Raw genomic sequence first — 13341 nt, 5'->3', positions numbered from 1 at the left:
CCCGCGCCGCCCCGGCATGGCTTGAGTAGTCGGTACTCAATCGCCCCGGGGCGATTGAGGCCCTGCGCCGTGGCTGGGCATGCGGTGTGCGGCATGCGGTGTGCGACACACGGCATGCCCAGCCATGAGACCCCTGCGACGAACGGGCGTCAGCGGCCGTTCGGTGCGTGCAGGAGGGTCGCCAGGATCTTCGGCAGCTCCTGGGCCGACGCGCAGGACGGGGCGCGCCAGGCCACATGGCCGTCGGGGCGGACCAGGACGCCGCCGTCCGCGTCCACCTCCCGCAGCCGCTCCCACGTCCCGTACGGGTCGCGCAGGCCCCCCGCCGTGCCGATCTGCCGCACGGTGACCTCGACGCCGGTCAGCCGGGCCGCCTCCCGGGCCGCCTCGTGCCAGGCCTCGCCGCCCAGACCGGTCAGCAGGACGAAACGGCCGCGTCCGACCAGGTCCAGGGTCGAGCAGCGACGCCGTCCGTCCTCCAGCCAGGCGTGCGGCAGCCGGGCCCCCGGCCAGGTCGTCGCCTGGTAGTACAGCTCGGGGTCGCGGTCCTGGGCCGGCTCCGGCGTGCCGTCGTCCACCCGGGCCCCCGCCCGGTAGCGGTAACCGATCTCCATGCCGTGCGCGTTGACCTGACCGTTGATCCGGTCCGTCGCCGCCGCCAGCGCCTCCCGCCGGGCCGCCGCCCCGGGCGTGTCGTCGCCCAGGCCGCGCAGCAGCGCCCACTGCTCCTCGGCGCTCTGGCCCTCCTCGTACCCCAGCGCCGCCGGGATCCCGAGGAAGTCGAGCATGCTGCGTACGGCACGGTCCACGACGTGTCCGCCGACCGGAAGGCGCTCGGTCTCGTAGGTGGCGAGGAGTTCGGGACCGGCCGCGCCCGCGAGGACCAGCCGGAGCTTCCAGGCCAGGTTGTGCGCGTCCGCGACCGCCGAGTTGAGGCCGAGTCCGTTCGTCGGCGGCATCTGGTGCACGGCGTCCCCGACGCAGAACACCCGCCCGGCGGCGAAGCGTTCGGCTACCTGCGCGTTGACCTGCCACGGCGATACGTTCTTGATCCTGATGTCGATGGACGGGTCGCCGATGCTCTGCCGGATGTGGGCGACGATCTCCTCGTGGTCGTCGGCGGAGAAGCCCTCCGGGTCGTCGTCGTGGTCGAGGAAGCGCAGGTACACCCACTCCTGCCAGGGGCGGATGCTCACGAACACCCGTCCGTCCCCCGCAGGACGGCCCGGTATGCCGCCGATGTAGAGGATCGCCGGGCGGTCGGCGCAGTACTGCGACAGGTCGGCCTCGAACCACACCGACGCCACCCGCGCGATGCCCTCGTGCCCCTGCATCCCGATCCCGGCCTGCTCCCGCACCCGGCTGCGCGCCCCGTCGGCGCCGATCACATAGTCCGCGCGGACCGTGTACTCCTGCCCCGAGTGCCGGTCGCGCAGTACGGCGGTGACCCCGCCGTCGTCCTGTTCCAGCCGCTGGAAGTCCTGCCCGCCGCGCACTTCGCCGACCCGGGCCTTCTCGATCTCGTCGACGAGGATCGGCTCCAGCAGATGCTGGGCGAGGTTGCACATGCGGCTCGGGCTGGCCGCGAGGTAGTCCCCGATCCGGTCCGGGCCGTTGCCGTACGCGTCCAGCCGGCTGACCTCGGGGCCCGCGAAGGTCGACATGAAGACGTGGTTGGAGAAGAGGTGACTGGGCGTCGCCTCCGCCGACACCCGCTCCTCGACGCCCAGATCACGGAGGATCTCGCCGGTGCGCTGGTTGAGGAGATGGGCGCGGGGGGTGTGCGCGCTGCCGTCGTAGCGGTCCACCAGGAGGTGGCGGACGCCGTAGCGGGACAGGGCCAGCGACGCGGTGAGTCCGGCGGGCCCCGCGCCCACGATCAGGACGGGAACGTGTACGGACGGCGGGACGGCCGCCTCAGCCGACCCGGTCACCTCGGCCGCCTCAGCCGACCCGGTAACCTCAGCCGCCTCAGCCGACTCGGTCGCCTCACTTGTCTCGGTCGTCTCGGTGGTGCTCATCAGGCGGCCTTCCTTGCGAAACCGGCGTAGATGACGGAGGTGTCCTTCGGGTGGACGCCGAGGCCGAAGCGGCGGCCGAGCTCGCCGTAGGTGATCTCACCCCGGGCGCGGCGGCGCATGTCCTTCAAAAGCTCCAACTGGGGCCTGGTGGAGGCGAAACCGATCGTCTCCTGGTTGTCCAGGCCGTGCCTGTAGAACAGCGCGTACAGCTCCTCGGGCTTGATGAAACTGTTCCAGTCGTGCAGGTCCTTGGGGGCGAACCGGACCGACTTCCAGTCCTGCGCCATCTTGATCATGGCGAGCTTGGAGCGGAACGTACGGTTGATCGTGTCGTAGAGGTAGTAACCGCCCGGCTTGAGCACGCGCACCGCCTCGGCGACCGCCCGGTCGGTGCTGGTGACGTGCTCCAGCGTGTCGCAGCAGTAGACCAGGTCGAACGTGCCGTCGGGGTAGGGAAGTTCCTCGGCCACGCCCTGCCGGTACTCGATCTCCAGGCCCTGCGCGAGGGCGTGCTCACGGGCCGCCTCCAACGAGTTGCCCGACGGATCCATGCCGGTGACCTGCGCGCCCGTACGGCTGAAGCGCTCGGCGAGCAGTCCGCCGCCGCAGCCCACGTCCAGCACCCGCAGCCCCGTCAACTCCAGCCGCAGCCGCGTGGTCAGCACGTCGTGGAAGTACTCGAAGCGGGCCGGGGTGAACGCCTCCAGCGTCGCGAACGGCTGGTCGTCGTCCCACCAGGAGAGCTGGTCGTAGAGCTCGTTGTCGACTGCCATGGCCTTGAGGGCTCCTTCGTAAGGGAGTTGGGGGAGATCAGGGGAGATCAGGGGATCAGGGGAGATCGAAGGGAGGGCGGAGGTCAGGAGAGCTTGACGGCGGGGCGGTGCACGTCGAGCCAGACGGCGAGGTCGAGCACCCGCTCGAACGCCTCCCGCTCGTCGCGCGCGACGGCCTCGGGCCGCGCGGTCACGGCCTTGGCGAGCGCGGCCCGGTCGAAGAAGTCGACCGCCTGGCTGCCGTCCGACAGGAGTTCGCCCACCTGGCGCTGCAACTCGCCGACGTAGCGCAGCTCCTGGGTGTGCGGGTACAGCGCCTTGACCCGCTCCACCACCGAGGTGGGCAGCACATCGCGTACGGCGGCCCGCAGCAGGCTCTTCTCCCGGCCGTCGAACGTCTTCATCGACCAGGGGGTGTTGAACACGTACTCCACCAGCCGGTGGTCGCAGAACGGCACCCGGACCTCCAGGCCCACGGCCATGCTCATACGGTCCTTCCGGTCCAGCAACAGCCCCAGCAGGCTGGTGAGATGGACGTAGCAGAACTCCCGCATCCGCCGTTCGTGCGCGTCCTCGCCCGGTACGACGGGCAGTTGGGCGACGGTGTCGGACCAGCGCTGCGCCCAGTACCCGGGCACGTCGAGCGTGCCGAGCAGCAGCCCGGGGTCGATCAGCTTGGTGGGGTGGGACTTGGGCCCGAGCCCGGAGGCCGTGACCCAGGGGAACATGGCGACGTCCTGCACCACCGGCAGATGGAACCACGGGTACCCGCCGAAGATCTCGTCGGAGGACTCGCCCGACAGCGCCACCGTCGCGTGTTCACGGATCGCCTTGAACAGCAGATAGAGGGAGTTGTCCGCCTCCCCGAAGCCGAACGGCAGATCGCGCGCCGTGACCGTGGCACGGCGCACCGCCGGGTCCGCCAGCGTCGCGTGGTCCAGCCGGATGTCGGTGTGCACGGTCCCCACGTGCGCGACGACCTCACGGGCGTACGGCGCGTCCTGCGAACCCCGCAGCTCGTCCGCGCGGAAGTCGTCCGGCTGCTCGAAGTCGACCGTGAACGTCCTTGTCTCCCGGCCCCGTTCGGCCATGGCACGCCCGGCGAGGGCCGTCAGGGCGCTGGAGTCCAGGCCGCCGGAGAGCAGCACGCACTGGGGCACGTCCGCGACGAGCTGCCGGCCGACGCTCTCCTCCAGCAGCTCCCGCACCCGGCGGACCGTCGTCTCGGTGTCGTCCTGGTGCTCGGTGACCTCCAGCCGCCAGTAGACGCGCTCGCGCAGCCCGGCGCGGTCGACGATCACCATGCTGCCGGGCTTGACCTCGCGCATCCCCGCCCACACGGCCCGGCCCGGCTCCTTGACGAACCCGAACAGCTCGCGCAGCCCGTCCGCGTCCACCACCGGCTCCACCGACGGATGGGCGAGGATCGCCTTGGCCTCCGAGCCGAACAGCACGCCGTCCTCGGTCTCGTACAGGTACAGCGGCTTGATGCCCAGGCGGTCGCGCAGCAGGACGAGCTTGTCGCGGCGGCCGTCCCAGATGCCCAGCGCGTACATCCCGTCGAGACGGTCGGCGACCTCCTCGCCCCACTCCAGGTAGCCGTGCAGCACGACCTCGGTGTCGCTCGCCGTGCGGAACAGGTGCCCGCGCCGCCGCAACTCGTCGCGCAACTCGACGAAGTTGTACGCCTCACCGCTGTACGTCAGCACGACCGGGCCGTCCGGGGTGTCCACTGCCATGGGCTGGACCCCGCCTTCGAGGTCGATGACGGACAGCCGCCGGTGCCCCAGCGCCGCGTTCCGCGACAGCCAGCTGCCCCCGGCGTCCGGGCCACGGCAGACCATGGTCGCTGTCATCGCGTCGAGCGCGGGCCGGTGTGTCTCCAGGTCCCGCTGGAAGGCGATCCATCCGGCGATCCCACACATGTGCGTCTTCTTTCGGTCGAGTGCTTCTGGGGGACGGTCAGCGGTGGGCGGCCATGTAAGGGGACAGCCCGTCGATGTGGGAGCGGCCGGTCGGGGCGAACATGAGCCGGTCCAGCGGGCCCTGGAGATAGGCCCACGGGCGGTTCAGCTCGGCCGCCCAGCGCCAGCTGAACCGGGAGCCGTCGGCCGTCGGCTCCACCACGTAGTCCTCCACGAGGTGCCGGAAGATGTTCTTGGTGCCCTCCACGGCGGTGAACGTCTTGCGCCGGCCCTCCTCCCAGCGGAAGAAGCGCTCACGCAGGACGAAGTCGCCGCCCAGCTCGATCTCCCGGGTGGTCCCCACGCCGAACGGGAGCGGGGAGGTCCAGGTGAGGCGCTTCATCCCCTTGGTCCAGCTCGACACTCCCGTGCCGGTGAGCGCGGCCCAGGTCTCCTCGGCCGGGTACGGCAGTTCGACGGAGCGCGCGTGATAGAGGGACGCCGAGGCGAAGAGGGAGTCGTCGGCCTCTTCGACCGGGTACCAGCGTTGGCCCATGGAGGGTCCTTTCAGAAGGGGGAGCGGGCTTGGAGTGGGCTCTGCGGGAGCGGCTACTTCGGCTTGCGGGCTCGGAACAGGCCGACGCTGCCCCGGGTGGACAGCTCGAAGTCGTCGAAGTTCTGCTCCAGTTGGGCGCGCAGGTCCGCCAGGCTGTCCTGGTCGTTGTGGAAGACGCCCTTGGCGTTGAGGTTGTCCATCAGCCAACGGCCCGCCCGGGTGACGGGGATGCCGGAGGAGAGGATCGTGCTGCCGAACACGGTGCCGCCCGGCTTGACCGCCGCCGCCGCGTGCTTGATGGCGACGCCCTTCTCCCGGAGGCTGCCCGGGATGCAGTGCAGCAGGAAGCTCAGGGCGGCCGAGTCGTGGCTCTCGTCCGGCACCGGAAGCGGTTCCAGGGCGTTCGCGACGACCTTCGTCGTCTCGAAGAAACGCAGCCGCTCGGCGGTGAAGTCGAGCGTGGCGGGGTTCAGGTCGGCCAGCGTGATCTTCGGGTTGGAGACCGGGAAGCGGGTACGGGACAGCAGGTAACCGGTTCCGACGCCGATCTCCAGGTGCTTGGCGCCGATGCTCGTGCGGTACAGCTGCTCGAAGTTGCTCGGGTGGCAGCGCCAGAACCAGGGTGCGCTGCCCCGGAACACGAGGAGGTCGTAGAAGGCGAGGGCACGCCGGTGGTAGGGGGCCTGGCCGTCCAGGACCGCCTGGTCGATCTCGTTCGGCTGTACGCCGTTCTCGGGTGACATCTCTGGGCTCACCTTCCGTGGGTGGAGGAAATCGGGGACCGGGGCAGGGAGAGGGGCAGGGGCAGGGACGCGAGGTGGTCGCGGATCGCGTCGAGGGTCGTCGTCGCGTGGTCGGTGGTCGTCGTGAAGTGGTCGCCGGGGACGTCCACCACGGCGGACGGTCCCGGCCACCGGGCCTGCCAGCCGGTGGCGGGGAAACCGGGCAGCGGCTCTGCGGCGCGGACGAGGAGCGTCGGGCAGCCGGGGCCGGAGCCGGAGCCGTCGTCATGGCCGCCGTCGCTGTTGCTGTTGCCGTTGCCGTTGCCGTCGTCACTGTCCGGCCGCCAGTCGGCGAACAGGCGCGCGTAGCCGCCCATCGCCGTCAGCACGGTGTCGTCGGCCTCCGCCTGACGGGAGTCTCCGTCGGGCAGGCGACCGAGATGGGCCTGGATGTGCTCCAGCACCGGGGCCCCCGGCTCGTAGCTGTCCACCAGGACGAGCCCCGTCGGACGGATCTCCCGCTCACGCAGCCGAGCCGCCACCGCGTGGGCGATCCAGCCGCCCGCCGAGTGGCCGAGCAGCGCGAACGGCCGCCCCTGCGCGATCTGTCCGACGTCGTGGGCGTGGGCCCGCACCAGCGCCTCGACGTCCGAGGGCAGTGCCTCGCCCGCGGTGAACCCGGGCGCGGAGAGCACCCAGACGTCCCGCTCACCCCGTGCGCCGGCCGCGAGTCGGGCGTACTGATGGGCGCCGGACCGGCTGGCGAACGAGGGGAAGCAGATCAGCACCGGCCCGCCGTCCCCGCGCGCCAGTCGTACCGGCGCCGGGCGCCGTACGTCACCGGGCTCCGTCGCCGCGTCGAACGTCTCCCGGAACCGGGCGGCCTCCTCGAGGAAGGAGCCGAACTCCGCGAACCGCCCCTCCCGCCCGGCGCGCGCGGCCAGTTCGGTGAGGAACCCGGACGGCGCGGCGGGAGGAGGCACAGGGGTGTGCGGGCCCGCCGTGAGGAGGGACGCCTCGACCAGCACGGCGTGCAGATGGGCGGCGAGCGCCTCCAGCGTGGGGTGCTCGAAGACGGACGCGGAGGCGAGCGGGGCGCCGGTGGCCGACTCGAGCGCGGTCCGCAGTTCGGCGGCCGTGAGCGAGTCGATGCCCAGCTCCGGCAGACCGAGGGCGGTGTCGACCTCGCCGGTGTCGGCATGCCCGAGCACCGCCGCGACCTGACCGGCCAGAAGCTCCCGCAGGACGCCCTCCCGGTCGGACGCGGACAGCGGGGCGAGACGGGCGTGCAGCTCGGCGGGGCCGGACGGGTCCGCGCTGTCGACGCCGGTCGGGGCAGTGGACGTAGTGCCGGCGCCGGTGGTCCAGGACGCGGTGGGCCAGTAGCGGCGGCCCTGGAAGGCGTACGTCGGAAGGCCGACGGCGACGGTCTCGCGGGCGCTGCCGTCCGGGGCGCCGAGCAGGGCCGACCAGTCCACCGGGACGCCACGGACGTGGAGCCGGGCGAGGGCGGCCACCGCGCTCTCCGGCTCCGGGCGGCCGCTCCGCAGCAGCGGAACCGCCACGACCGGGATACCGGGGCGCTCCTCCGCCGTATCCCGGACGAGTGCCGACAGCACACCGCCCGCACCCAGCTCGAGGACCGTCGTCACCCCGTCGTCCAGCAGCCGGCGCACCCCGTCGTGGAAACGCACCGTCTCGCGGATGTGCCGCACCCAGTACGCGGGGGAGCACACCTCGGCGGCCTCCGCCGGTGCGCCCGTGCGGGCGGAGAGCAGGGGCAGACGCGGCGCGCGGAACGTCAGCCCGCCCGCGACCTCGCCGAACTCCGCCAACACCCCGTCCATCAGCGGCGAATGGAACGCGCGGGACACCCGGAGCCGCTTGGTGCGCCGGCCCCGCTCCGTGAACGCCTTCACCACCTCGTCGACCGCGCCCGACGCGCCGGACACCACGACGGCCCGGGGGCCGTTGACGGCGGCGACGCCGAGGGCGTCGGCGTCGCCGCGGGCCGTGAGCAGCGCGGTCACCTCGTCCTCGGTGGCCTCCAGGGCGGCCATCGCCCCGCCCTCCGGGGAGGCCTGCATCAGCCGGCCGCGCGCGGCCACCAGACGGCAGGCGTCCTCGGCCGACAACATCCCGGCGACGTACGCGGCCGTCACCTCGCCGATCGAGTGACCGCCCACGACGTCCGGGACGACGCCCCAGGACTCCAGCAGCCGGAAGGCCGCCGCTCCGAGGGCGAACAGCGACGCCTGGGCGTGGACGGTCTCGTCGAGCAGCGCGGACGTCACCGTTCCCGCCTCCGCGAAGAGCACCTCGCGGAGGCCGGGCCGCCCGTCGAGCTCGCGGTCGAGCAGCGCGCACAGGTCGTCCAGCGTCTTCGCGAACACGGGGAAGCGGTCGTACAACTCGCTTCCCATGCCCGGGAGTTGACTGCCCTGGCCGGGGAACAGGAAGGCCAGTCGGCCGGTGACGGTCCGGTCGCGGACCAGCCCCGGCGCCGCCGTGCCCGCGGCCAGGGCCGCCAGCCCCGCGTCGAGAGCCGCACGGTCGCCGCCGACGACGACCGCCCGATGCGGCAGCGCCGAACGGGTGAACGCCAACGCCCGCGCCACGGCCGATGCGGAGGGCGAGCCGGAAAAGGCGGGAACGGTGGCACCGGCCGTCGTCTCCAGCCGGTCCAGATGGGTGCGCAGCCGCTGAGCCTGCGCCCGCAGGGCCGCCTCACTGCGCGCGGAAAGCTGCCACGGCACGACGGTGGCGGGTACGACGGGGAGGGGGTCGCCGGTCGGCTCCGGCGCCGCCGGCGGGGCCTCCTCGGGGGCCTGTTCCAGGATGACGTGCGCGTTCGTCCCGCTGATGCCGAACGCGGACACCCCGGCCCGGCGGGGCCGCCCCCGCTCCGGCCACGGCACGGCCTCGCCGAGCGGAGTCACGGCGCCCGCCGACCAGTCCACGTGCGGGGTCGGCTCGTCCAGGTGCAGGGTGCGGGGCAGCACCCCGTGCTCCATCGCCTGCACCATCTTGATCACGCCGGCCACGCCCGCCGCCGCGGCGGTGTGCCCGAGGTTCGACTTCACCGAGCCCAGCCACAAAGGCTGTTCGGCGGACCGGCCCCGGCCGTAGGTGGCGAGCAGCGCCTGTGCCTCGATCGGGTCGCCCAGCGGAGTGCCGGTGCCGTGCGCCTCCACCGCGTCGACGTCGGCGGTGTCCAGCCGGGCGTTGGCGAGCGCCTGCCGGATCACCCGCTGCTGGGAGGGGCCGTTGGGCGCGGACAGCCCGTTGCTCGCGCCGTCCTGGTTGGTCGCGCTGCCCCGGACCACCGCGAGGACCCGCCGCCCGTGCCGACGGGCGTCCGACAGCCGTTCCAGCAGCACCAGACCGACGCCCTCGGCCCATGCGGTGCCGTCGGCGCCGGCCGCGAACGGCTTGCACCGGCCGTCGGGAGCCAGTCCGCGCTGGCGGCTGAAGCCGACGAAGGCCTGGGGCGTCGACAGCACGGTGACCCCGCCCGCGAGCGCCAGTTCGCTCTCGCCCGAGCGCAGGGACTGCGCCGCCAGGTGCAGGGCGACGAGCGAGGAGGAGCACGCCGTGTCGACGGTGATCGCGGGACCTTCCAGACCGAAGGTGTACGACAGTCGGCCGGACAGCACGCTCGCCGCGTTGCCCGTCATCAGATAGCCCTCCACCTCCTCCGAGACCGTCTCCGCGCTTGTCCTCGCGCCTGTCTTCGCGCCCGTCTCCGAGCTCGCCTGCGACGCGGCGAGGAGCAGCGGGTAGTCCTGTCCGCTCAGTCCTGCGAACACGCCCGTACGGCTGCCGTGCAGGGCCGACGGGTCGATGCCGGCCCGCTCGAACAGTTCCCAGGAGGTCTCCAGGAGCAGCCGCTGTTGCGGGTCCATGGCCAGCGCCTCGCGCGGGTTGATGCCGAAGAAGGACGCGTCGAAGCGGTCCGCGTCGACGAGGAAGCCGCCCTCGCGGACATACGTGTGTCCGGAGCGCTCCGGATCCGGGTCGTACAGTTCCTCGACGTTCCACCCCCGGTCGTCCGGGAACGGGCCGATGGCGTCCGTGCCGTCCGCGACCAGCCGCCACAGGTCCTCGGGGGAGGCGACGCCGCCCGGATAACGGCAGGCCATGGCGACGATCACGATCGGGTCGTCGTCCGTGCCGGTGGGCGTGGCGGCAACCGCCCTGGCGCGCACGTCGGTTGCCTGGCCGTCGGGTGCGCCGTCGAGGAGGGCGAGCAGGTGGCGGCCGAGGGCCTGGGGCGTCGGGTGGTCGAAGACGACGGAGGCGGGCAGACGGGTGCCGGTGGCCCGGACGAGGCGGTTGCGCAGCTCCACCGCGGTGAGCGAGACGAACCCCGACTCATGGAAGGAACGCGCAGGTTCGAGCCGTTCCTCCAGCCCGAGGACCGCCGTGGCGTGGTCCGCCACCAGCTCCAGCAGCACCTTCACCCGTCCCGCCTCCGGCAGCCCGGCCAGCCGCTCGCGCAACTCCGCGACGGCCGGGTCGACTTCGCCCGTCGCGTCGGCGTCCACCGGGACGTACGAGGAGACCGCGCCGCCCGCGAGGGTCTCCACCCAGTAGGGCTTGCGCTGGAAGGGGTAGGTGGGGAGGTCGAGGTGGTGGTGAGGGGCCATGGTGAGGGGGGTCCAGTCGACGGGGGTGCCGTGGGTGTGGAGGTGGGCGGCGGAGGTGAGAAGGCGGGTCCAGCCGCCTTCGTCGCGGCGGAGGGTGCCGATGACGTTGCCGGTCTCGGTGGTGTCCTCGATGGCGGGGGTGAGGACGGGGTGGGGGCTGCACTCGAGATACGCGGTATGCCCGTCGGCGAGTGCGGCCCAGGTGGCCTCGGTTAAGCGGACGGTCTGGCGGAGGTTGGTGTACCAGTAAGCCGAGTCGAGAGTTGTGGTGTCGATCGGGGTGCCGGTGACGGTGGAGTAGAAGGGGATTGTGCTGGTGTGGGGGGTGATGCCGGTGAGGAGTCCGGCGAGGTCGTCCTGGAGTGCTTCGACGTGGTGGGTGTGGGAGGCGTAGTCGACGTCGATGCGGCGGGCGCGGATGTCTTCGGTCTCGCAGTGGGTGAGGAGTTCGTCGAGGGCGGTGGCGTCTCCGGCGACGACGGTGGCGTGGGGGCCGTTGAGTGCGGCGACGGATATTCGGCCGGTCCAGCGGCGGATGAGGTCGGCCGAGTCGGACGATGAGAGTGGCAGGGAGATCATGCCGCCGTGTCCGGCGAGTTCGAGGATGGCGCGGCTGCGGAGGGCGGCGATCTTCGCGCCGTCCTCCAGGGTGAGTGCTCCGGCGACGACGGCTGCGGCGATCTCGCCCTGGGAGTGTCCGACGACGGCGGCGGGTTCGACTCCGAGGGAGCGCCAGACGGCGGCGAGCGACACCATGACGGCGAAGAGGGCGGGTTGGAGCACGTCAACACGTGTCAGGGGTTGGCCGTTGCGGAGTTGTTCGGTGAGCGACCAGTCCACGTGGGGTGCGAGTGCTGTTTCGCAGTCGGCGATGGAGTGGGCGAACACGGTTGAGGTGTCGAGGAGTTCGAGGGCCATGCCGGTCCATTGGGAGCCTTGTCCGGGGAACACGAACACCGGCCGTCCGGCGTCTCCGTGTCCGGTGACGGCTCCGGGTGCCTCGTCGCCTTGCGCCAGTGCCTGTAGTCCGTCGAGCAGTTGCCGGCGGTTCGTGCCGAGGACGACCGCTCGCTGTTCGAGCGGGGCTCGCTGGGTGAGCAGGGCGTGTCCTACGTGTAGTACGTCTCGCGAACTGTCTTGGAGGTGCAGGGCGAGCTGCCCGGCCTGGGCGCGTAGGGCGCCGGTGGAGCGGGCTGAGAACACGAGGGGAACCACGGGGGCGAGAGGCGCGGGGGCGGGTGTCGTGTCCGGTGCCTCGGGGCGGGTCTCCTGCGGCGCCTGTTCCAGGATGACGTGGGCGTTGGTGCCGCTCACGCCGAAGGAGGAGACGGCGGCCCGGCGGGGGCGGCCGGTCTCCGGCCAGGCGCGCTGTTCGGTGAGCAGTTGCACCGCGCCCGCCGACCACTCGACGTGGGGGGTGGGTTCGTCGATGTGGAGGGTCTTGGGCAGGGTGGCGTGGCGTAGTGCCATGACGGTCTTGATGATGCCGCCGACGCCGGCGGCGGCCTGGGTGTGGCCGATGTTGGACTTCAACGAGCCGAGCCACAAAGGCTGTTCGGCGTGCCGGTCCTGGCCGTAGGTCGCCAGGAGGGCCTGCGCCTCGATCGGGTCGCCCAGGGACGTGCCCGTGCCGTGCGCCTCCACCGCATCGATGTCGGCCGCGTCCAGCCGGGCGTTGGCCAGGGCCTGGCGGATGACACGTTGCTGGGAAGGGCCGTTGGGTGCGGTGAGGCCGTTGCTGGCGCCGTCCTGGTTGACGGCGGAGCCCCGGACGACGGCCAGCACCCGGTGGCCGAGACGTCGGGCGTCCGAGAGCCGCTCCAGCAGCATGACGCCCACGCCCTCGCCCCAGCCCGTTCCGTCCGCCGACGCCGCGAAGGCCTTGCAGCGGCCGTCGGGCGCGAGTCCGCGCTGCCGGGCGAACTCCACGAACATGCCCGGCGTCGCCATCACCGCCGCCCCGCCCGCCAGCGCCATCGTGGACTCGCCCCGCCGCAGCGACTGCACCGCCAGGTGCAGGGCGACCAGCGAGGACGAACAGGCCGTGTCGACGGTGACCGCCGGACCCTCGAGGCCGAAGACGTACGACAGCCGGCCGGAGATCACGCTGGCGGCGCCGCCGGAGAGCAGATAGCCCTCCAGGTTCTCGGTCGCGCGCTGCACGAGGCCGGCGTAGTCCTGCTGGCCGGTGCCCATGAACACTCCCGTGCGACTGCCGCGCAGTACGGCCGGATCGATGCCCGCGTGCTCGAACGCCTCCCAGGAGGTCTCCAGAAGCAGCCGCTGCTGCGGGTCCATCGCCAGAGCCTCACGCGGGCCGATGCCGAAGAACCCGGCGTCGAACAGGGCCGCGCCGTCGAGGAAACAGCCCTCGCGCCCGTACGTCCTGCCCGGCGCGTCCGGGTCCGGGTCGTACAACTCCTCGACGGCCCAGCCCCGGTCGGCCGGGAACGGGGCAGTGGCGTCCCGGCCCTGGACGACCAGGTCCCACAGCCGGTCCGCCGAGTCTGCGCCGCCCGGGTAACGGCACGCCAGACCGACGATCGCGATCGGTTCGCCCTCGACGGACCGCAGTTCCTGGAGCCGCTTGCGGGTCTCCTGGAGATCGGCTGTCACCTTCTTCAGGAAGTAGCGGAGCTTGTCCTCGGTCGACTCGCCGGCCTCACTGCGCGCCACGCTGGTGCCACCCTCTCTGTTCCGCATCTGTCTTCCGCGT

The 13341-nt window shown here is 72.3% G+C and carries 6 protein-coding genes; all 6 read right to left on the bottom strand.

Annotation, left to right across the window (positions count from 1 at the left end):
- Positions 1-149: 149 nt before the first annotated feature.
- The gene (locus OG562_RS00045; RefSeq protein WP_266391819.1) at positions 150-2021 is read right to left on the bottom strand and encodes an FAD-dependent monooxygenase; all 1872 of its coding nucleotides are present in this window, start codon (positions 2019-2021) and stop codon (positions 150-152) included.
- A complete protein-coding gene (gene ubiG / locus OG562_RS00040; RefSeq protein WP_266391817.1) occupies positions 2021-2794 on the bottom strand; it encodes a bifunctional 2-polyprenyl-6-hydroxyphenol methylase/3-demethylubiquinol 3-O-methyltransferase UbiG in 774 nt (257 codons plus the stop codon). The genes OG562_RS00045 and ubiG overlap by 1 nt, the downstream gene beginning before the upstream one ends.
- A gap of 83 nt (positions 2795-2877) precedes the next feature.
- On the bottom strand, positions 2878-4719 hold the full coding sequence (gene asnB, locus OG562_RS00035; protein WP_266391814.1) for an asparagine synthase (glutamine-hydrolyzing): 1842 nt from the start codon (positions 4717-4719) through the stop codon (positions 2878-2880).
- Positions 4720-4756: 37 nt separating this feature from the next.
- Entirely contained in the window at positions 4757-5254 is a 498-nt protein-coding gene (locus OG562_RS00030) for an SRPBCC family protein (protein WP_266391811.1), read from the bottom strand.
- Between the two features lie 53 nt (positions 5255-5307).
- A complete protein-coding gene (locus OG562_RS00025) occupies positions 5308-5997 on the bottom strand; it encodes a class I SAM-dependent methyltransferase (RefSeq protein WP_266391808.1) in 690 nt (229 codons plus the stop codon).
- Positions 5998-6005: 8 nt separating this feature from the next.
- Positions 6006-13301, bottom strand: a complete 7296-nt coding sequence (locus OG562_RS00020) for a type I polyketide synthase (protein WP_266391805.1) — start codon at positions 13299-13301, stop codon at positions 6006-6008.
- Positions 13302-13341: the final 40 nt, after the last annotated feature.

The organism is Streptomyces sp. NBC_01275 (genome assembly GCF_026340655.1).
In the GTDB taxonomy this organism is placed as follows: domain Bacteria; phylum Actinomycetota; class Actinomycetes; order Streptomycetales; family Streptomycetaceae; genus Streptomyces.
Note: the sequence above shows the minus strand (reverse complement) of the source record. Positions and strands in the feature narration are given on the sequence as shown.

Bases quoted from the DNA above. Each gene is read 5' to 3' on its own strand.
- OG562_RS00030 (WP_266391811.1), bottom strand. From the start codon at position 5,254: ATGGGCCAACGCTGGTACCCGGTCGAAGAGGCCGACGACTCCCTCTTC.
- asnB (WP_266391814.1), bottom strand. From the start codon at position 4,719: ATGTGTGGGATCGCCGGATGGATCGCCTTCCAGCGGGACCTGGAGACA.
- OG562_RS00025 (WP_266391808.1), bottom strand. From the start codon at position 5,997: ATGTCACCCGAGAACGGCGTACAGCCGAACGAGATCGACCAGGCGGTC.
- OG562_RS00045 (WP_266391819.1), bottom strand. From the start codon at position 2,021: ATGAGCACCACCGAGACGACCGAGACAAGTGAGGCGACCGAGTCGGCT.
- ubiG (WP_266391817.1), bottom strand. From the start codon at position 2,794: ATGGCAGTCGACAACGAGCTCTACGACCAGCTCTCCTGGTGGGACGAC.